This window comes from Streptomyces sp. NPDC002870 (genome assembly GCF_042888505.1).
Taxonomy (GTDB): Bacteria; Actinomycetota; Actinomycetes; order Streptomycetales; family Streptomycetaceae; genus Streptomyces.
Genome location: NZ_JBIAPW010000028.1, coordinates 1 through 21,136, shown reverse-complemented (window position 1 = coordinate 21,136; position 21,136 = coordinate 1). Strand labels below are relative to the sequence as shown.

Sequence of the window (21,136 nt, the reverse complement as noted above, 5' to 3'; positions counted from 1 at the left end):
TGCCGCGGCGTCCCGTCAGATGGCGGGACGCCAGGCACTGCCCGCGAGTGCGGGCCAGTAGCAGTCCTGCTCCGGTGACCGGTCGGGCCAGGCGGTTGCGGCGGCTCCGGCGGCTGCGGCGGCTGTGGGCCGCTCCACCTGCGCCACCCAGTGCCGTACCAGCGCGGGGACACGGTACTTGTACTGCTGTTCCCGCTTGATCTGGACCAGCGACGCATCCGCGAGCTCCGCCAGCAGATGAGCGACCTGCGCCGCCCCTGCGCGGCCGCCCCGCTGAACCGTCAGTGCGTCGTCCAGCGAGAAGGTGTCCGGCAGCGCGGCGAGTTCGTGCAGCAGTTCACGATGCGGCACAGGGAGCAGTTCGTAGCTCCACCGCACGCTGCCCGACAGGGTGCGGTGCCGGGACAGGTCGCCCACGTCGACCTGGTCGAGCAGATGGAAGAGAGTTGCGTCGTGGAGGAGAGAGGTGAGCGGCAACGATCTGAGTCGCTGTGCCGCGATCTCGATGGCCAGCGGCACGCCGTCGAGGAGCCGGCATAACTTGCTGACCAGCGCCAGGCGGTTGCCCAGGTCGAGAGTCGGCAGACTTGCCTGCACCCGGCGCAGGAAGAGTTCCACCGCGCTCGGCACGGTCACGTCCCGGCCCTCCTGGCAGTCGACCCGCAGCGGCTCGACCTCCCAGGTCTCGGCCGCACCGACGGCCAGGGCACGGCGCGAGGTGACCAGCAGATGGAGCCCCGGATGCTCGTCGAGCAACTGCCGTGCGGTACGGGCCGTTTGCTGCACGACATGCTCGGCACTGTCCAGGACCAGCAGCCGCCGCCCGGTCTGCCCGCCGCCGTGAGTAAGGGCGTCCTCTGCGGTCAGTTCCTGGACGAGGCGCCCCAACTCCCTGCCTGCCCGTACAGGTTCGAGGTGCTCGGGCGGGCAGTCGTGCAGCTCGGCGACGGCCACACCGTCACGGAACAGCGGGCGCAGCCGGGCTGCCGCCGCGAGGGCGAGACGGGTCTTGCCCACGCCGCCGGGTCCGGTCAGGACGATGAGCCGGCTGCGCTGGGCGGCGGCCAGGATGTGCCGCATATCGGCCTGTCGGCCCACCAGCGGATCGGACAGCGGTCGCGGGCCGCGCCACGGCGGAAGCGTCGACGGGTTCGACCGATGCGGGTCCGAGTGCTGCTCGGGCAGCATCGGCCAGACGTCGCTGTCCCAGGAAGCCGCCTCGGAGAGCGAGGCTGCTGTGGCGCCGAACGCGGTGAGGAGCAGGCCCACTGAGGTCCGGCGCGGGTTGGTGTTGGAGCCGGTCTCCAGATTGCGGATCGTGCGGACGCTGACGCCGGAGCGCTCGGACAGCTCCTCCTGCGTCCAGCCGGAGATTCTGCGCTGATTGAGCAGAAAGTCGCGCAGTTGATGGATATCGGTTCTGTCGAAAGGGAAGAGCTCATTCCGAATGTGCATGTTGATGTTTTCCCCCGGGATGAAAAGTGTGCTGCTCAAGCGCACCCCCGCGCCGTGTGCGAGAATCGGCGGACGCCGTGCCCCTTGGTCGGCGGCACGGCGCTGAGAAGTCGGCGGAGGTGCATCGGTGCGGTAGGGCGCCCGTGGCCCCATGACGCGCCAGTTGGTCGAGTTTGCCTACGTTCTCCGAATGGTCGAGTGGTCCTACGCTTTCTGAATGGACGCTACTCGAAAACGTATCCGGGTGCAGAGTTGTGGCATTGGCAGGAAGTGCCGGTTGGCCGCTTGATGCCAGCCACTCCCGGTCCCACCAGCCTCGACTCGTCGGCGGGAGCTGGTCGTTCGTGGAACGCGCCGGTGCGGATCGCCCAATTTCAGCTGAATACCGGGGGTCGAGGCCTGTGGTTCTGGTGGCGGGCAAGGCGAGCTTCTGGTGAGCGGCCGGCCGAAACCGCCACTATGGTCAGCAGAAACCCGGAACGCGCAACCCAATGGCCCGAGATGCCCGCCACTCGGGTACCCGAAAGGGGCATTCCGGAACCCGGGGGAACGACACGGAACGTGCCGTCGGAGCGCAGTCGAACGATGAAGTCCCGGAAGCCGAAGCGGGTTTCCGTCCAGGGTGAAAACGCCTTGTAGGAAGCTTCTTTGGCGCAGAAGAGCAAACGGTCGAGCGGCAGTCCGGCAGCCGCCGGGAAGTCCTGCCGGAGCCAGCCGGACTCGGTGTCTGTGACGATCCGGGCCGCGACGATGCCGGGAAGGGGCTCCTGGGGCTCCGCGTCGATGCCGAGAGCGGCGAAGTCCGCGGCGTACGCGACGGCGGCCGCGCGATAGCCCTGGCAGTGGGTCATGCTGCCGACGATCCCCGCCGGCCAGCTGGGTGCGCCCAGCGGACCTGGCACCAGCGGCGCCGGGGCCACCCCGAGACGAGCCAGCGCCCCGCGGGCGCAACCGCGCACCGTTGTGAACTCTTTGCGTCGTTCCTCGAACGCCCCGGCTACCACCGCCTGTTCGGCGGGGAAGAGCGGGACGCTCGATTCCGGGCTCACGTCGCCGAACGCATCCTGGGCGCGGACCCCGTCGGGCACGAGATCGTCGATCACGCCCGAACACCTCGCCGTGGGCGGCCCGTTCCGTGTGTCATCGTGTCTCCCGGTCGGCGGAACCGAACGCTCCCCGAGGGCTCGGACGGCATGGTAAGTCCTACCGCCGCCCGCTCCGGTCAAGTAGTGTGCGTCGGCGGTGCCCGTCTGTACAGATCTGACCAAATGTCAACGCGGCGCGCCGAAACTTACGGGGAGCACGGGGAGCACGGGGGCAGAACTCGATGCTGCAGCGATTGGGATTCGACAGCCATACTGACACTGTCTACAAGATGCTGATCACGGGCAACCACCAACGTGTCGACGACCTGGTGGAACAACTCGGGCTGCCGGAGGGGGACATCCGCGCGGCCCTGGAACGGCTGGAAAAACTTGATCTGCTGCGCCCGTTCGGCGACGGACTCGGGCAGCTGGTGGATCCGCACCTCGGGCTCAAGGCCCTGCTGCTCCAGCAGATCTCCGGGATCGAGAGCCGGCTGAAGGAGTTCGAGGAGGACCGGACCGCCGTCCTGGACCTGCTCGACCAGTACAGCGACCTCCATCCGGGGGCCGGGGGCCCCGGCGCCGAATACGTGGTCGGCCGCGAGGACGTGGTCGACCGGCTGCGTGAACTCGCGGGCACAGCCGAGGTCGAGTGGCTGGCCTTCGTCCCGGGCGGCACCCAGTCCGCGAGCTGGCTGGAGACCGCATGGTCACTGGAGCGGCAGGTTCGCAGCCGCGGCATCTCGACACGTACGATCTACACGGACAGCATCCGCAGCGACACCAGGACATCACGCCAGGCTTCGTGGCGGGACGAACTCGGCGGCCAGGTCAGGACGGTGCCTTCGCTGCCCGTCCACATGGTCGTGGTCGACCGGTCGGTGGCGCTGCTGCCCGTCGACCCGGCCGACCCCTGGCGGAGCGTCATGCAGATAGCCGCGCCCGGCGCGCTCGTGGCGCTGGCGGCTCTCTTCGAGGGCGTCTGGGAGAGCGCGGTCCCGCTCGGCACGGACACCCAGTCGAACGAGCACGGACTCAGTCCGCAGGAACAGGAGTTGCTGCGGCTGCTGTCGCGCGGCCTGACCGACGACGTCGTACGAAGGCGCCTGGGCGTCTCGCTGCGTACGGTACGCAGGATCGTCGCGGACCTCTCCGCCAGGCTCGGCGCGGACAGCCGCTTCGAGGCGGGGTACCGGGCCGGCAAGCGGGGCTGGATCTGACTGCGGGGAACATCGGGGCGTACGACCTGGGCGGGACCGGTTCACTCGTGTCCCGCCCGGGGTGAGTCCGGGGCCGTTCACTCACGTAGCGCCCGGGGCGAGCGGCAACTTCTCGCCATGAGTTGCCGGTGCACTGCCTGGCCCGGCCGGGGACGCATCGACCAGCATCCATACCGGGATCCGCGGCACAGGCCCGGATCAGCCCGGTGATGAATGGATGGGGGGCGAATGACCACGGCGCAGTCGCGTCCCGAGGAGGCCGAGAGGACTCCGGCACAGCCCCCCTCGCTGTGGCGCAACCGCGACTACATGTGCTGGTGGTCCGGGAACGGCCTGTCCACGCTGGGCACCAGTGTGTCGACGCTCGCCTTCCCCCTCCTCGTCATCTACACCACCGGATCGGTGGCGCAGGCCGGCGGCATCACCGCCTCCCACATGATCGGCACGCTCGCCACCCTCGCGGTCGGCGGAGCGCTGGCGGACCGGGTGTCCCGCCGCGTCATCATGGTCCTCGCCCCGCTGGTCCAGGCGCTGTCGCTGGGCGTCGTCGCGCTGTTGGTGTACCAGGGTGATCCCTCGATCGTCGCGCTCGCCGCGATGGCGCTCGTCAGCGGGCTCGCGGCCGGTCTGGGCAGCGGAGTGTCGATGTCGGCGCTGCGCCGGATCGTCCCCAAGGAGCAGGTCGCCGCCGCGACGGCGCAGGGCATGGGCCGCGACATGATCGCCCAGCTCGTCGGGGCGCCCCTCGGTGGCCTGTTGTTCTCCATGGCCCGCTGGATCCCCTTCCTCTTCGACGCGGTCTCCTTCCTCTTCGTCAGCCTGGGCGCCCTGCTGATCCGACGGCCGCTCGGCCCGGACCGGCATACCGGAAACGAGCCGCGGCCCAGCCTGGTCGCCGACATGGCCGACGGAATGCGCATGATCAGGCGCAGCGACTACCTCAGGTTCACGATCATCTGGGGAGCTCTGCTCAACGCCGTGGCGGAGGGCTTCACCCTGCTCTTCATCGTGCTCGTGCACCACCGCGGCGGCGGGCCCACGGCGGTCGGCACCGCGACCTCGCTCGCGCTCGTCGGCGGCCTCATCGGAGCCCTCACCGGGCCGTGGCTGATGCGCAGGCTGGGCGCGAGGCGGGTGCTGCTCCTCTCCGCCTGGGTCTTCGTGGCGTCCTTCGCCGCCGTGGTGTGGGTCCCCCGGCCTTGGCAGATCGGCCTGGTCCTGATGATCGGCATGACCAGCATGGTGCCGCTGAACATCGTCACCGAGTCGTACCAGGTCCGCCTGGTCCCCGACGCGTACCTGGGCCGGGTCGCAGCGGCGAGCCGGTTCTGCGTCCAAGTGGTGCAGTGGCTGGGTCCGTTGGGGGCGGGCTTTCTCGCCGACGCGGTGGGTGTACGGAAGGCGATCCTGATCCTTGCCGTGGCCATGACCCTGCTGGCGCTCGCGCTGCACGGCGCCCGACGGCAGCTCGGCGTCCTGGACTGCCCGCTGGCCGAGGTGCAGGAACTGCCGACGCCGACGGCCCCTCTGTCGTGGGCCGGGCCCACCGCCGCGGACGAGAGTTCTCCGGAGGGTGGCGGCCCCAACAGCCTTTCGGACAAGTCGAGTTGGGTGCACATTGATCGCCTCGGTGAATCGGGACATGAGAGAATTGGGCCCATGACTGAGCATTCTGAGCATTCCGGGCGTTCCGAGCAGAAGCTGCTTGCCTCCGACGACGAGCGCGACCGCGCGGCCGAGCGGGTGCGGGAGGCCCTCGCCTCGGGCCGGATCGAGATGGCAGAGCTGGACGAGCGGCTCGCCGAGGTCTACCGGGCCAAGACCCGCGGCGAGCTGGAGCTCGCGAGCAGCGGTCTCCCCGAACCGGGCGGCAGGGACGCACTCGTGGTCGACCGTCGGCCCACCTCCCGCTTCGCGCTGGGCATGTTCGGCGGGTTCGAGCGCGAGGGGGAGTGGGTCGTCCCGCCCAAGTTCACCGCCTGGTCGATGTTCGGCGGCGGCCGGCTCGACCTGAGCGAGGCCCGCTTCACAAGCGGGGAGACCCGGGTCCTCGCCGTCGCCCTGTGGGGCGGCACCGAGATCGTCGTTCCCGACGACGTCGAGGTCGAGGTCAAGGGCATCGGGCTGTTCGGCCTGTTCGGAAGGCGTGGGGCGCGGCGCGGAAGGCCGGGCGTACCGCGCATCGTCATCAGGGGCGTCGCCATGTTCGGCGGGGTCGTGACCAAGAGCAAGCCAATGGGGAACACACCACGGCAGTGACGGGCGGGGCACCCGACCGGCCGGTAAACACATGGGGGGAAGCCATGGAAGATCTCGTTCTGCCCACGTCTGTGGCGAGCGTGTCCGAAAGCCTGCGGGCCGGTGAGACCGACCCCAAGGAGTACATGGAACGGACCTGCGCGCGCATCGCCCGGGTGGACGGCACCGTCCAGGCCTTCGTGGCCGAGCCCGGCCGGGCGGACCGGTTGCGTGACGCGGCCCGGGAGCTGTCGACGCGTGGTGCCGAGCCGGGCGAGCGGCCCGCGCTGTACGGCGTCCCGGTCGGCCTCAAGGACATCGTCCACGTCAACGGGCTGCCCACCAGGGCTGGTTCAGCCCTGCCACCGGAGGTGCTGCGCGGCGAGCAGGCAACGGTCGTGGACCGGCTGCTTCGGGCCGGGGCGCTGATCGCCGGTAAGACGGTGACGTCCGAGTTCGCCGTCGCCGCACCCGGTCCCACCCGCAACCCGCACCGGCCCGAGCACACCCCCGGCGGATCGAGCAGCGGTTCTGCAGCAGCCGTCGCCGCGGGCATGGTGCCGCTCGCCATCGGCACCCAGACCATCGGATCGCTGATCCGCCCCGCCGCGTACTGCGGAGTGGTCGGCTTCAAGCCGAGCCACGGACGTATCCCGCTGGACGGCGTGGTTCCCACCTCCCCGACGTACGACACTCTCGGCACCCTCACCGCCAAGGTCGCCGACGCCGCCCTGGCCGCCGCGTGCCTGTGTGACGACTGGCAGCCGGCCCGGGCCGTCCCCGGACGGCCGGTGCTCGGCATCCCCGACGGCCCTTACCTGGGCTTCGCGGAACCCGAGGCCCTTGCCGCGTTCGACGAGCAGGTGGTCGCTCTGCGCACGGCCGGCTACGACGTCGTACGGGTACCCATGTTCGAGGACTTCGAGGAGGACGCCTTCCAGCTGTTCGTCGTCAACCTCTATGAACTGGCCCGGTCCCACGCCGAATGGTTCGCTCGCTTCGAGAAGCTCTACGACGAGCGCACCGCGGAGGCCGTCCGCCAGGGCCAGAGCGCCGGGGACTCCGACTACGCCAAGGCGCTGGAGCAGCGTGACGACTTCCGCGACCGCCTGGAAGCGGCGACCGGCCGGCACGGCGTCGACCTGTGGATCACCCCTTCGGCCACCGGCCCGGCTCCCTTCGGCCTCGACAGCGCCGGAGACTCGGTGATGTCCCTCCCGTGGAGCGGTGCGGGCCTCCCCTGCCTCTCCATCCCCACCGCACGCCCCCCGGCCGCCCTGCCGCTCGGGCTCCAGTGCGTCGCCCGCTTCGGCGACGACGAGCGCCTGTTGAGCTGGGCGCTGGAGCTGGAGCGCGTGCTGTCGGCATAGGAACCAGTCACCGTGAGAGTGGAAGGACAACGGGTGGGCGCGTCAGCGGAGATGGGCATAGTCACAACCGGCATGGCGTTCGGTGAGCCGCGCAGTGTCGCAGAGACGGCCGGCGAGTACGTGACCGATCCCGAGGTTGTGGCCGGCTGGGGGTACGAGACGTATCACCGGGTGGCCGACGGCGGTACCGCGACCGATCTCGCGGCGGCCGCGGCCCGCGAGGCCCTGGAGAACGCGGATCTCGGCATAGCCGATGTGGACCTGATCGTCGTCGGCAACTCCGACGTACCGGAGTATCTGGGCTGGGACTCCTCGGCGGCGGTGGCCAGGGCGCTGGGTGCGCACGGCACTCCCACCGTGCTCTTCACCCAGGCCTGCGCCGCCTGGTCGCTGGCCCTCGACCATGCGGCCGGCGCGATGGCCCTTACGCCCGATACGAACACCGTGCTGGTGGTCGTGGTCAATGTGGCAGGCGAGGCCCACACCAACCGGATGGGCTTCAACACCCTTGTCGCCAGTGACGGAGCGGTCGCGGCCGTCCTGCAGCGTGGACATCCACGCCTCCGCCGGCTCGCCTCCGCGCATTTCACGAACCCCGAGTACGCGGACCTGTTCCGAATCGAGTACGGCGGCTCCGCCGTCCCCGAACCGCCCGCGGGCAGGAACAACCTGGACGTCGACCCGCTGGCCGCGGTCTACCGGCACTTCGGCCGGGATCCGGAGCGCTTTCAGGGATTCGTGGAGGAGATCAACGAGCGGCTTGCGGCTGTGGTCGACCAGGCCCTCGCGCGTGCCGGAAGAGACCGGGACCAGCTTGCCCGGCTGATTTTTCTCAATGACAACCAGCAGGCGATCCAGGCGGCCGCCGATGCGGTCGGCCTTCCGGTCGAGCGCACCAACGCCGAGCTGGCCCGCGGACTCAGCCACATGGGCGCGGCCGACCAGCTGATCTGTCTGTGGCAGCACATAGAGGCCGGAGAGCTGGCGCTGGGGGATCTCGTGGCACTCGCGGGAGTCGCGGCACCGGGCATGCACTGGTTCTGCACGCTCATCGAAGTCTGAGGTCATGAAATGACCGCCACCCGCGACGTTATGGACCTGTGAGAGGAAGCAAGATGACCACCGAGCCCGAGACCGCGCCGGCGGCGACATCGAGGATCTGGGAGGAGGAGATCGCACGGTTCGTCGTGGAGCGTTTCCTGCCCGGCGTCGACGCGGATGAACTCGACGCGGAGTACGACCTGTTGGCCACCGCCGTGATCGACAGTCTCGGTGTGCTGCACGTCGCGAGCTGGCTGGAGAAGCAGTACGGCCTCACCCTGCCGGACCCGGAGCTGACCAGCAGAAACTTCCGTTCGGTGCGCACCATCCGGCTGACTGCCGAGCGTGCCGCAGCCGGGGGTGGAGAAGCGTGAGCAGCTCGCTGGTGGCGTCCTTCGCGGCTCGCGCGGCCACCCGGCCCGCGGCACCCGCGCTCATCTGGGAGGATCGCGCGGTCAGTTACGGCGAGCTGTATGCCATGGCCGGCCGGGCGCGCGCCCAGGTGGAGTCGGCTGCCCCGGACACCGAACGCCCGGTGGGACTGCTGGTTGGAAAGTCGCCGGAGGCAGTGGCTCTGGTGCTGGGCTGTCTGATGGCCGGCCGCAGCTTCCTGCTGCCCTCTCGTGAGCTGCCGGACGCACCGCTGAAGACCCTGTATCAGCAGGCGGGGTGTGGCGTCGTCCTCGGCCTGGAAGGCGGTCCGCTCGTCGACCGGGTGGTGGATCCGGCCGCGGCCCCCGAGAGCGCCGGACAGAACCGGCCGCCGACAGCCGTCGACGACGATGCGGTCGGCTTCATGCTCACCACTTCGGGCTCGACCGGCCTCCCGAAGATCGTTCCGCTGGCGTACGGAGCGGTCGCCCGGTTCGCGGAGTGGGCGGCCGAGGTCTTCGGGATCACGCCGGGCATCTCCGTCCTCAACTACGCACCCCTCAACTTCGATCTGTGCCTACTGGATGTCTGGACCACGCTGGCGCACGGCGGCACCGTCGTCCTGGCCGACCCGGACCGAGGTGCTTCGCCGGGCTATCTGCGTGACCTGGTCGTGGACCATTCCGTGTCCGTGGTCCAAGGTGTGCCCATGCTCTTCCGGCTGCTTGCAGAGGCGTCGGCAGAGAGAAAGCCGCTGGAGATGACCGAGCGCATCATTTTCGCCGGCGAGAGCATGCCCGCGCGTGCGCTGGCCGCACTGTCCACGACGTTTCCCAAGGCACGCTGGTACAACAACTACGGCTGTACCGAGACGAACAACAGCTTCCTTTACGAGGTGGACCGCGACGGGCCCATTCGCACCCCGCTGCCGATCGGCGAACCGCTGCCCGGTGTGAGCTGGCTGCTCGCCGGTCCGGACGGGCGGGAGGTGTCCGGCCCGGGGCAGGGCGAACTCCTCGTCAACACCCCCTACCAGACCACGGGATACGTGAACGCGCCGAACGAGAGGAAGTTCGGCCCGCACCCGGACGGTGTCCCCGGCCTCGTCTACTACCGCAGCGGCGATGTGGTCACCCGGCACGAGGACGGCGCCCTGAGCGTGATCGGGCGCACCGATTTCATGGTGAAGGTACGCGGCTTCCAGATCAGCACGCAGAGCATCGAGCAAATCCTGCTGGACCACCCGGCCGTCGCAGAGGCCGCCGTCATCGCGATCCCGGACCCGGTCGCAGGGCACCGCCTGCACGCTCGGCTACGGCTTGCCGAGGCCGGTTCCACGGACAGTCTGTCCCTGCGCCGGCACTGCGCGGAGCGCACGGTACGCGCGGCCGTCCCGGGCGTGATCGAGATAGTGGCCGACCCGCTGCCCAAGACCTCCACCGGCAAGGTCGATCGAAACCGGATCAAGAACTCCGTACTGGCCGCCGCGGAGAAGCCGACTGCGTGACGGGCGCGGTCCCCTGTACGACGCCGTACGTGTGGGCCGCCGCCGGCGAGGCGCTGCGGACGGCCGAGTCCTGCTGCCGGACGCCGAGCCGCCCCCAGGGCAGTACGCCGCGGCCCGCCAGGCCGCGGACATCTGCCCCTCCGGGGCCATCACCGCGCTCTCCTGACGCCCCCTCGACCGGCAGTCCCCGGATTGGTCTGACGTTCCTTGAAACTTCCTTTTCTTTGAACTTCTATGGCTCTCCCGGGAAATCGAAGGCATGGCGGCCCGGAACCTTTAGGAATCCGCCTATGTCAACCCTGTTGAGGTCTTTGCATGACAGGGACACGACGGCAGGCTTGAGCCGCCCCGTGAGATCCCACGGGGTGCACGGCCCCCACCAACGGAGGTCACGCATGCGTCGTCGTTTCGCCTTACCCCTCGCCGCCGCCGTTCTGTCCCTGCCCATCGCCCTGATCCCCGCAGCGTCCGCATCGGCGGCCCCCGCGGACAAGCCCCAGGTCCTCAGCTCCTGGACTCAGACAAGCGCCTCCAGCTACAACGCCTGGAACGCCGCCCGTCACAACCAGGGCGCCTGGGCCGCGTACGGCTTCGACTGGTCGACGGACTACTGCAGCTCCTCGCCCGACAACCCGTTCGGCTTCCCCTTCGCAACCGCCTGCGCCCGCCACGACTTCGGCTACCGCAACTACAAGGCGGCCGGCACCTTCTCCGCCAACAAGAGCCGCATCGACTCGGCGTTCTACGAGGACCTCAAGCGCGTCTGCGCCAACTACTCGGGCGCCACCAGAACGGCTTGCAACGGCACGGCCTGGACGTACTACCACGCGGTCGACATCTTCGGCTTCTCGGCGGCGGAGGCAGCCGCCAACAAGCTGGAGCCGGCCGCCTGATGCGCTCCCTCTCCGACTTCTGACAGCTGACTGCGAGCCACCGAGTCCGGGCGCGGGTGCGCCCGGACTCGGTGTTGTCGGCCCCCTGGTCGACGCTCGGGTAGAGCGCTTGGGAACTGACGACACGTTTCAGACGTCCGAAAGGTCACGGGCAACGAGTGAAGGGGGAACCGGCGCATGACGGTCACGCTGGGCGAGGAGATCATGTTGCTCTCGCTGGACGACGAGTCCGGAGTTGCGAAAGAGCGGCAGTCTGCCGGCTGGGCCGTTGCGGGTGCGATCGTGCTCGAACTCGTCATGGCCGGTCGCGTCTCGGTGGACGGCGGGCGGGTGACAGTGACTGACACGACGCCCACCGGCGTCGGGCTGCTGGACGACCGGCTCAAGCTGATCGACGCCTGGGCATCGAAGAAGAGCAGGCCGCCCAAGGTCACGGACTGGCTGACGAAGGACCACGGCAAGGCCGTGAGCGCCACGATCGACAGCCTGCGCGAACGTGGCCTGGTGGGCGAGGAGGAGCGCAAGGTGCTGGGCGTGTTCCCGGTGCGCCGCTTTCCCGAGGCGGACGGGACGACCGAGCGCGAGCTACGCGCCCGGCTTGCCGCACTGGTCCTGCACAATGCCGACCCGGACGACCGCTCGGCCGGCCTGATCGCCCTGATCCACGCCGCGAAGCTGCACCGCCTCGCCTTCCCTGACCGGTCGCGCAAGGAGGTTTCGCCGCGGATGGAGGAGATCGCGGACGGCCAATGGGCGGGCGAGAGCGTCCGGACCGCGATCCGCAACATGCAGGCGGCGATGGTGGCGGTCACCGTTGCAACCGCAGTGGCTGTGACGAGCTGACCGGACTGCCGGGCCCGTCGGGAATCGCGGGGCCGGGCGCAGAGCACACCAGGGCCACAGCTTGCGCATGCTCGAAGCCACGTTGAGCATGGTTGACCGACCGACTTGGCCGGCGTATGACGGCCGGTCACCGGCGGTTCCACTGACCATGACTGAGGCGACGGACGACGAATGGCACGGGATTACGACAGCCAACTGCTGGAGTCGGTGGCGGTACGCCGGCGCAGGATGAGGGACGCGCTGCTGTTCGGCGCGCAGCGGGCGCGGCGCACGGCGGACGAGCGGCTCGGGAAGGTGTTCGCGGGGATCGCCATCGCGGCCGTCCTGTGTGCGGGGTGCGTCGGGTGGTCTTTCCTTCAGCACACGCTGGACAAGCAGAAGGCCGAGCAGCAGAAACAGCAGCAGCGCCAGGAGCAGCAGTACGAGCAGCCGGCGAAGTCGGCGAAACCGTAGAAATCCGCCGATCCGGGAGAGTTCACATCAACTCCGGTAGATCCTCGAAGAGTTCCCCGGAGCAGGAAGAGTCTCCCGTAAGGGAATGGGGTGAAGCCGACAGCGCAGGCATGTCCAATTCTGGCTCGGAGGTTCTCAACGCCGCGATGATAGGTTCCCGTAAGTGGTGAGCACAGCAACGACTTCCCGGGCGCAACTGAGCCGGGTGACCCTGGTCGGCGAGCGACGCCGGGCCGACATCGTCCTGCCCTCCGACACTCCGATCGGGCAATTGCTTCCGGACATCCTGCAGTTGCTGGACGACCGGGCCGCATCGCGTCCGATGACACGGCAGTTGATCACGTCCGACGGCTCCGCGCTGCCGCACGACAGCACACTGGCGTCGGCCGAGATAGCCGACGGCGCTGTGCTCCGGCTCGTGCGGACCCACTCCGCGCCGCCCGCCCCCGTGGTGCACGACGTCACCGACCAAGTGGCCGACGACCTCGACCTGCAGGCCTGGCGCTGGCGTCCCGCCGCGCGCCGGGCCAGCGCGGGCGTGGCGACCGTCGCCTTCGCAGTGATCTCCGCGCTGCTCGCCCGTCGTGAGTTCGCGCTCGACGCTCTGGCCGGCGCCCTCGCGGCCGTCACGCTCGTCCTCCTGGCGGCCGGTGCGCTCATCGCCAAGATCGGGGAGGGCAACCGGGGTCTGGCGACCGCCCTCTTGTTCGCCTCCGGCGGGCTGGGCATCCTCACCGCGTGGACCGCCGCCGACGCGTACGACTGGCCGGGGACCGTGCGCCTCGCCGCAGTCGCGGGCGCGTCGATCCTGACGATGGTGCTGCTCGGCTACTTCTCGCCGCTCGGCCGCGGCGGGCTCATCGGCGCCGTGGCCACCGCCGCGATCACCGCCGTGTGGGAGGCCGTCGCCGCCTTCCAGGAGAATCCGGCCCGGGTCGGCGCCGTCATGGCCGTCTTTTCCGTGGTGCTGCTCGGCCTGCTGCCGAGGCTCGCCCTGATGGCGTCGGGGCTCACCGCACTCGACGACCGCCGCTCGGGCGGTGTCTCCGTCAGCCGTCACCAGGTGGGCAACGCGCTCGCGGCCACGCACCGCGGCCTCGCCCTCGCGACGATGGTCACCGCGTTCTCGGCGGCCTTCGCCGGCTGGCTGCTCACCCTGGCCGAGAAGCCGACCGTATGGACCGTGGCGCTGGCGTCACTCGTCGCCGTGGTGCTCCTGTCGAGGGCGCGGGCCTTCCCGCTGGTCGCCGAGGTCGTGGCGCTCTTCGCCGCCGCGGCGTTTCTCGTCGTACGCCTCGTCATGCTGTGGATGCAGCATGACGGGGGCGCCGGGCCACTCGCCGTGCTGTGCGCGGCCGCGGTCCTGCCGCTCGTCGTTCTGGCGGTGCAGCCGCCCGAGCATGTGCAGGTCCGGCTGCGGCGCACGGCCGATCTGGTCGAATCCATCGGCATGGTGGGGCTCTTCCCGCTCGCCATCGGGATGTTCGGCGTGTACGGACAGCTGCTCAACAAGTTCTGAGTCAACGCGCAGGCGCTCCGGGCGGGGCAGCAGGACGGAATAAAGAAGGGCAGACATGCCGAACGCAGACAACTGGCAGGGCGATGTGCTGCGCGACCTGAGGGGTGGCGCCCAGCAGGGCGCTCAGGGCCCTGGCGGACAGCAGGGCACTCCGGGACCCGGCGGACAGCAGGGCACTCCGGGCCCCGGCGCACCGGCGCCCGGCGCGCCCGCCCCCGGGGACGGTGTGCCCGCGCAGGCCGGATACCAGCACCACGGGCAGTACGAACAGCAGGCGGGCCACCAGGGTGACCGGCCGCAACAGACCGGCTCCCAGGGCCATGTGCAGCAGGCCCCCGCCCCGGCCGCCGCCGCATACCCCCCGGGCCCGGGCACCCTCACCCCAAGCCCTGGCGGGCGCGGGAGGGACCCCCACCACCGCACCCCCGACTCCCGGCCCGTGATCGACCAGGACCTGGCCCGCGCCGGACGCAAGCCGCGGCGCGGCGAGTCCTTCGCCTCGCGGGCCGCGCGCGTCCTGCGCAGTACCGTTTCGTCGTCGGCCGCACGCGAGGTCGCAGAGACCACACGCACCGCAGAGGCGCTCCAGCAGCCCGTGACGACCGGCCGGCAGATCGCCGTCACCTCCATCCGGGGCGGCTCCGGCAAGTCGACCGTCGCCGCGCTGCTCGGCACCACGTACGCGCACTACCGGCAGGATCCCGTCCTCCTGGTCGAGGCCGACCCGGCGCTCGGCTCGCTGCCGCTGCGTCTCGGCGCCGAGACGCTGCGCTGGACCACCGGCGATGTCGCAGGCATCGTCGAGCCGCAGATGTCGCTGCTCGACGTCACCGGCTATCTCGTGCAGCTCCCCGACAACGCCTGGCTGCTGCCCGGCAGTCAGGGCCAGATCGGCGCGATGCTGGACACCAGAGCGTACGAGCGGGTCATGGTCGCGCTGCGCCGCTACTTCGGAGTGACGGTCGTCGACTGCGAGACGCTGCCCGCCGAGGTCGCCCGGGTCGCCATCTCCGCCGCCCAGGCCCGCGTCCTGACGGCCCCCGCCACGCTGGAAGGCATCACCAGCACGTACTCGGTGCTCCAGTGGATGCAGGGGCTGCCCCGGCATGTGATCGCCGGCACGGTCGTCGTGCTCACCGAACTGGTGGCGCACTCGGGACTCGATCTCGACGAGGCCGCCCAGAGACTCAAGTCCACCGGCGCGAGCGTCCAGATCCTGCCGTACGACCGGCACTTGGCAGCCGGCGGCACGATCCGTACCGAACTGCTCGCTCACTCGACCAGGAAAGCCGCCACCCGTCTCGCCGCAGACGTCTTCCAACTCTCCCAGAAGCGCCACTGACCCGGATGCCGAGCCCGACCGTGAATGACGGACGACGATGAGTACCCGACTGATCCACCGCCCGGCCAGGACCACCCGGCCCCCGGCCGCCTCCGGGGCGCGCACCATCGAGGCCCCGCCCAACCTCCCGGAGGGGAAGGCGGGCAACATCGCGATGTCGTTGCTGCCCGTCGCGGGTGTGATGTCGTCCGTCGTGATGATGACTGTCGTACGCAACAGTCAGTTCGCCGCGCTCGGCGCGCTCATCCTCGTCGTCACCATCATCGGCTCCGTCGCGCTCGTCTTCTCGCAGCGGGGCAAGGCCCAGCGCACCCGCCGCACCCAGCGCGAGGCATTCCTCGCCTATCTGGAGGACCTGCGCGAGGAGCTCTCCGCCGAGGAGCGCGAGCGACGCGAGCGCGCCGACATCCTCAACCCGCCACCGCACGCCCTGTACGACATAGTGCGCGACCCCGCCCGCCTTTGGGAGCGCCGCCGCGTCGACGCCGATTTCCTGCGCGTGCGCGTCGGCACCGGCGAGATGCCCGTACGCGATCTGAAGATCGCCGAGCAGGGCTCTTCGGTCCTCACTCCGCCCGACCGCTTCATGCTCAACGAGGCGTCGGCGCTGATGGACCGCTTCCGCACCGGCACCGAACTCCCGCTCACCGTCCCGCTCGACCGCGTCGGCAACATCAGCGTCGTCGGCCCCCGCGAGGACTGTCTGCGCGTGGCGCGCGCCCTGCTCGTCCAGGCCGCCGCCATGCACGCCCCCGACGACGTGGCGATGGCACTCGCCGTGCCCGGCGACCGGCTCGCCGACTGGGAGTGGGCCAAGTGGATGCCGCATCTGCTCGACACCGAGCAGTTCGACGGCCCCGTCGCCGCCCGGCGTATCGCCCCCTCCGCGCCCCAGCTCGCCCGGCAGATCGGCCCCGAACTGCGCCGCCGCGCCTCCTATGCCGCCGAGGTGCGCCGAGGCCTGTCCGGCAAGGACGCCCTGTCCATGTCGTCCCGGCTGCTCGTCGTCACCGACGGACACGGCGAGGACGCCGTCGACCTGCCGCGCCCCGACGACGCGGTCGGCCTTCGCGAGATGGGCGTCACGGTCCTCCACCTGCTCGAACAACGGGTCCAGGAGCCGGGACACGTCGGCGTCCGGATCACCGTCGACGGCGGCCAGGTGATCATCGAGGACCTGCGCGAGCAGGAGCCGATCACCGCTCACGGCACCGTGGACGAGGCCACCATCCCCTTCGCAGAGGGCCTGGCCCGGATGCTGGCGCCGCTGCGCCTGTCCGCAGAGTCGCTGGTCGACGCCCCCCTGTCCGGGCCCGTCGACTTCGCCGACCTGCTCGGCATCGACGACGTGGCGCGCCTGGACCTGTCGCGCCTGTGGGCGCCGCGCGGCGAACGCGCCTTCCTGCGCGTACCGATCGGCATCAGCGACTCCCACGAGCCGGTGCTCCTGGACCTGAAGGAGTCCTCCGAGCTCGGCATGGGCCCGCACGGCCTGTGCGTCGGCGCCACCGGTTCCGGAAAGTCGGAACTCCTGCGCACCCTCGTTCTCGCGCTGGTGGCCACGCACCCGCCGGAGGACCTCGCGCTGGTCCTCGTCGACTACAAGGGCGGCGCGACCTTCGCGCCGTTCGCGGACCTGCCGCACGTCGCCGGTGTCATCACCAACCTGGAGAATCAGGCGGGCCTCGTCGAGCGCGTCCACGCCTCACTCGCCGGCGAGGTCAAGCGCCGCCAACAGGTCCTCAAGGATGCGGGCAACATCGCCGACATCGGTGACTACGCGGCGCTGCGCGCCGACAAGCGGCCCGACCTGGAGCCGCTGCCGCACCTGTTCGTCGTCATCGACGAGTTCGGTGAACTCCTCACCGCCAAACCCGACTTCATCGACCTGTTCCTGTCCATCGGCCGTATCGGCCGCTCCATCGGTGTGCACCTGCTGCTGTCCAGCCAGCGCATCGAGGGCGGCCGGCTCAAGGGCCTGGACACCTACCTCTCGTACCGGCTGGGCCTGCGTACCTTCTCCGCCGACGAGTCCCGGACCGTCCTGGACACCCCGGACGCCTTCCATCTGCCGCCGCTGCCCGGCTTCGGCTACCTCAAGGTCGACACCAGCCACTACGAGCGCTTCAAGGCGAGCTACGTCTCGGGGGCCTACCGCGGTCCCGTGCAGCGTGCGGAAGATGAGGACACCGGACCCCTCGCCCTGGAGTACGAGGCTTTCAACACGCTGGGTGAGCCGGACAGTTCGGGCCCGCAGGAGCAGACGGTGCGGCGCCGCGAGACCGGGCCGACCGAGATGGGCGTCATGGTCGGCCAGCTGGAGAACGCCGCCGCCCCGGTGCGCCGCATCTGGCTGCCCCCGCTGCCCGACGCGATCACCCTGGACCAGGTCGCAGGCCCACTGGACGTCGGCCCCCGCGGCATGCAGCTGACCAAGCGGAGCGGCCCGCTCGTGGTGCCGCTCGGCCTGCTCGACGACCCGACCAAGCAGTGGCAGGGCGAGTGGTATCTGGACCTCACGGTGGCGGGCGGCCACGCCGCCGTAATCGGCGGCCCGCAGTCCGGCAAGACGACGCTCCTGCGCACGCTCGTCCTCTCGCTCGCGCTGACCCACACTCCCCAGGAGGTCGGCGTCTACGGCCTCGACCTGGTCGGCGGCGGTCTGCAGGCCCTGTCGGGCCTGCCGCACGTCGGCGGCATCGCGGGCCGCGCCGACCGAGAGCGCGCGGGCCGCACCGTCGAAGAAGTACGGAACATGCTCGCGACCCGCGAGGACCTCTTCCGCGAGCACGGCATCGACTCCGTCGACCAGCTGCGCGCCCTGCACGCGGCGGGTCGGCTGCCCCAGTTGACCTCTGCCGAGATCGTGCTCGTCATCGACGGCTTCGGCGCGCTGCGCGACGACTTCGAGGAGCTGGACGACGCCGTCGTCGACATTCTCAAGCGCGGCGGTGGCTACGGCATCCATGTCGTCGCAGGCATGCTCCGCTGGAACGACGTCCGCATTGCCACCCAGTCGAACTTCGGTACCCGCGTCGAGCTGCGACTGAACGACCCGACCGAGTCCAGCATCGAGCGCAAGCTCGCCGAGACCCTGTCGCCCGACGAGCCGGGCCGCGTCCTCACCGACGGCAAGCTCTTCGCACAGGTGGCGCTGCCCCGTACGGACACAGTCGCCGACACCTCGGAAATGGGCGCGGTCCTGGAGCGCACGGCCCGTACGGTGCGCGCCACCTGGAGCGGCGAAGTCGCCCAGTCGGTACGGGTGCTGCCGCACATCCTGGAGCCCCACCTGCTGCCGGGCCCGGTCGCCGAGCCCCAGCAGGTGCCGATCGGCCTGGACCAGACGGCGCTCGCGCCTGTTCTGCTCGACCTGTTCCGGCACGACCAGCACCTGCTGGTCATGGGTGACAGCGAGTGCGGCAAGACGAATCTGCTGAAGACCGTCGCCGGCGGCCTCATCGAGCGCTACGGCGAGGACGAGCTGGTCTTCGCGATCATGGACCCGCGGCGGAGTCTGCGCGGCGTGATCCCCGAGGAGTTCAACGGCGGCTATGCGTACAACGCCAAGATGTGCGGGGGCCTCGCCGCGGGTATCGCCACCGAACTGGAGAAGCGGCTGCCCGACGACAGCGCACGCATCGAGGACCTGGAGCCCGGCAGCTGGGGCAGCGGCCCGCGGATCGTGGTCCTCGTCGACGACTACGACGTGCTGACCACCGCGGGGCAGTCGCCGCTCGCCCCGTTCCTGCCGTACATCCCCTCCGCGGTCGACATCGGTCTCCACTTCGTGCTGACGCGCCGCGTCGCGGGCGCGTCGCGCGGGATGTACGAGCCGCTGGTGCAGGGCCTGCGCGAGTCGGGAGCCTCCGCGATCCTCATGGCGGGCGACCGCAGCGAGGGCCAGCTGTTCCCCGGCGTGTACGCCTCCCAGCAGCCGGCGGGCCGCGGCGTGCTCATCCGCCGCGGCCAGTCGAACCGCCTGATCCAGACCGTGCTCACCTCCGAGTGACGCACGGCATCCATGCCAGGCAGGACGCAGCACGCGAGACGCGAGACGCGAGACGCGAGACGCACGACGCACGACGCAAGTCGCACGGCGCACGATGAACGACTGACGATGAACGACGAAGGACCGGACGAGCCACATGACCAAGGACGTCATAGCCCTCACCCCGCGCATGCCCGACCATCGGATCGTGCTCGCCGGCCTCCTCTCGGGAGGCCCCGACAAACTGGTGGGCACGGAGGGCGACGGCGCCGTCGTACAGCTCTGCGACCAGGAGGGCCGGCCTCTCGTCTCCGTCGAGGCGCCGCTGCTCGTACAGGTCGCGGGCGAGGCAGAGCGGCTGCTCGGCGCCACGGCGCCGCCGGTTCCGTACTGGTGGACGGAGGCCCGCGCCACCACCGGCGTCGAGGAGGCCGAGCGGATCGCCGGTACCTTCGCGGCCAGGCTGACCTCTCTGGCCGGCGGCTCCGCCTGGCCTCGGGAGGCGGCCCTTTCTCTCGCCGTGGTGAAGAGTGAGGGCGTGAGCGTCGCACCGACGCCCGCTGCCGCGCAGCCCGCCGTCGACGTCCTGACCGACAAGGTCGCCGTCGTGATCCAGGACCGTCCGGTGGTCGCCATGACGGCCTGGCTCTCCGACGCGTTCCGGGCCGCGGCCGAGGCGGAGTTGGGCCTCCAGATCGTCAGCCCGGCGGGCACGACGCTCTCCCCGGCCGTACGCGACAGCCTGAGCGGCTGGCCGTCGCGCTGGGTCGTCCAGGACGAGCGGGAGGGCTACTACGACGGCCTGACCGGCGCCGTACTGGCCTGGCAGCAAGGGATGTTCGCAACGGTCGAGGCGGCCGACGCGACCCCCGACGACCCGCGCACGCCGGTTGCCGCCTCCTACCAGGAAGTCACCGACACCGGTGAGCGCCAGCTGGCTCTCACCTTCCGCACGGTCCACCCCGCGGACGACCGTCTGGTGCTCGGCGGCGCACTGGAGTCGGTATGGCGCGAGCTGACCGGCGAGCCCCCGGCCGGGTGGGGCACCGCGGAGCCCGCCAACCTCCCCTGGTCGCTGCGCCAACTGACCGACGTCGCCTACGAGAGGGCGCCTGAGCCGACGTGGGCCGTGGTGGTCGGCAGCCCGGACCGGCCCGGCCTGGCGACGGTCCGCGTCAGCCGTACGAAGGCGGGCGTGGAGGAGGATGTCACGCTGGCGTTCGGCTACGGGGCCGACGAGGAGCCGCCGCTGGACGCCGTACCCAGGGTTGCGGAGGTGCTCGCCACCCGCCACCGTCTCCAGTCGATGCTCGTACAAGTGCGCAAAGCCCGACGTGATTTGGCCGTGCCGCCTCGCTTCGAGGGGCCCGGCGTCCCGCTGGCCTTCGTGCTCGGCGCCGAGGAGGTCCGGCAGATGCCCGGCGACCGCGCCCGGCGCACGCCGCTGTCGGAGCCGCCCGTCCAGCTCGGTCCCAAAGCCCGTCCGGCGCTGTACTACCCGCTGCCGGGAGACCCCTCGGACCTGTCGGGCTGGCGGGACTTCGAGCGTCTGGTGCGGCATCTGAAGGGCGCGTAGGGCTCCTGCGGGCGGGTGCGGCCGCTCTTGGAGTGCCGCGTCAAGTACCCGCGTGCTGCCCATTGTTGACTACTCGTGATGTGAGATTGTCGTGAGTTGGTCACGGTGGTGAGATTGCTGATTGCACTTGTGACCCGGGAGTTGATAGGGATGTCAGTGCATACGGTCGTCATCCAGCCCGCGGGGGGAGTCTGATGAAGTTCGACATGGGGGCGCAGGTTCTGTCGACCC

At 70.3% G+C, this 21,136-nt stretch carries 16 protein-coding genes; 14 read left to right on the top strand and 2 right to left on the bottom strand.

The window, feature by feature from the left end:
- Positions 1 to 15: 15 nt before the first annotated feature.
- A complete protein-coding gene (locus ACFYWY_RS27925; protein WP_389190788.1) occupies positions 16 to 1,455 on the bottom strand; it encodes a helix-turn-helix domain-containing protein in 1,440 nt (479 codons plus the stop codon).
- Positions 1,456 to 1,829: 374 nt separating this feature from the next.
- Positions 1,830 to 2,558, bottom strand: coding sequence for a 4'-phosphopantetheinyl transferase (locus tag ACFYWY_RS27920; protein WP_389190787.1), 729 nt, complete (start codon positions 2,556 to 2,558; stop codon positions 1,830 to 1,832).
- A 272-nt stretch (positions 2,559 to 2,830) separates the two neighbouring features.
- Between ACFYWY_RS27920 and ACFYWY_RS27915 the strand changes: the two genes are divergently transcribed.
- From ACFYWY_RS27915 to ACFYWY_RS27850, 14 genes are all read left to right on the top strand, one after another.
- Positions 2,831 to 3,760 (top strand): helix-turn-helix transcriptional regulator, encoded by a 930-nt coding sequence (locus ACFYWY_RS27915; protein WP_389190786.1) that lies wholly within the window; start codon positions 2,831 to 2,833, stop codon positions 3,758 to 3,760.
- A 228-nt stretch (positions 3,761 to 3,988) separates the two neighbouring features.
- Entirely contained in the window at positions 3,989 to 6,019 is a 2,031-nt protein-coding gene (locus ACFYWY_RS27910) for an MFS transporter (protein WP_389190785.1), read from the top strand.
- A 44-nt stretch (positions 6,020 to 6,063) separates the two neighbouring features.
- Positions 6,064 to 7,368: an amidase gene (locus ACFYWY_RS27905; RefSeq protein ID WP_389190784.1), complete on the top strand. Its 1,305-nt coding sequence runs from the start codon at positions 6,064 to 6,066 to the stop codon at positions 7,366 to 7,368.
- Between the two features lie 33 nt (positions 7,369 to 7,401).
- Positions 7,402 to 8,430, top strand: a complete 1,029-nt coding sequence (locus tag ACFYWY_RS27900; protein ID WP_389190783.1) for a 3-oxoacyl-[acyl-carrier-protein] synthase III C-terminal domain-containing protein — start codon at positions 7,402 to 7,404, stop codon at positions 8,428 to 8,430.
- Between the two features lie 53 nt (positions 8,431 to 8,483).
- Complete coding sequence (locus ACFYWY_RS27895) at positions 8,484 to 8,783, top strand: acyl carrier protein (RefSeq protein WP_389190782.1); 300 nt, start codon at positions 8,484 to 8,486, stop codon at positions 8,781 to 8,783.
- Positions 8,780 to 10,288 (top strand): AMP-binding protein, encoded by a 1,509-nt coding sequence (locus ACFYWY_RS27890; protein WP_389190781.1) that lies wholly within the window; start codon positions 8,780 to 8,782, stop codon positions 10,286 to 10,288. The genes ACFYWY_RS27895 and ACFYWY_RS27890 overlap by 4 nt, the downstream gene beginning before the upstream one ends.
- 31 nt (positions 10,289 to 10,319) lie before the next feature.
- Positions 10,320 to 10,454 (top strand): ferredoxin, encoded by a 135-nt coding sequence (locus ACFYWY_RS27885; RefSeq protein WP_389190780.1) that lies wholly within the window; start codon positions 10,320 to 10,322, stop codon positions 10,452 to 10,454.
- A gap of 229 nt (positions 10,455 to 10,683) precedes the next feature.
- On the top strand, positions 10,684 to 11,181 hold the full coding sequence (locus ACFYWY_RS27880) for a phospholipase (protein ID WP_389190779.1): 498 nt from the start codon (positions 10,684 to 10,686) through the stop codon (positions 11,179 to 11,181).
- A 177-nt stretch (positions 11,182 to 11,358) separates the two neighbouring features.
- A complete protein-coding gene (locus ACFYWY_RS27875) occupies positions 11,359 to 12,024 on the top strand; it encodes a GPP34 family phosphoprotein (RefSeq protein ID WP_389190778.1) in 666 nt (221 codons plus the stop codon).
- A gap of 171 nt (positions 12,025 to 12,195) precedes the next feature.
- Positions 12,196 to 12,477 carry a hypothetical protein gene (locus tag ACFYWY_RS27870; RefSeq protein WP_389190777.1) on the top strand — a complete coding sequence of 94 codons (282 nt, stop codon included), beginning with the start codon at positions 12,196 to 12,198 and terminating at the stop codon, positions 12,475 to 12,477.
- A gap of 163 nt (positions 12,478 to 12,640) precedes the next feature.
- Positions 12,641 to 13,996, top strand: coding sequence for a type VII secretion integral membrane protein EccD (gene eccD / locus ACFYWY_RS27865; protein WP_389190776.1), 1,356 nt, complete (start codon positions 12,641 to 12,643; stop codon positions 13,994 to 13,996).
- 55 nt (positions 13,997 to 14,051) lie between these two features.
- A complete protein-coding gene (locus ACFYWY_RS27860; protein ID WP_389190775.1) occupies positions 14,052 to 15,338 on the top strand; it encodes a MinD/ParA family protein in 1,287 nt (428 codons plus the stop codon).
- 37 nt (positions 15,339 to 15,375) lie between these two features.
- Positions 15,376 to 19,350, top strand: coding sequence for a type VII secretion protein EccCa (gene eccCa, locus ACFYWY_RS27855; protein ID WP_389190774.1), 3,975 nt, complete (start codon positions 15,376 to 15,378; stop codon positions 19,348 to 19,350).
- A gap of 136 nt (positions 19,351 to 19,486) precedes the next feature.
- Entirely contained in the window at positions 19,487 to 20,905 is a 1,419-nt protein-coding gene (locus tag ACFYWY_RS27850) for a DUF6177 family protein (RefSeq protein WP_389190773.1), read from the top strand.
- Positions 20,906 to 21,136 lie beyond the last annotated feature (231 nt).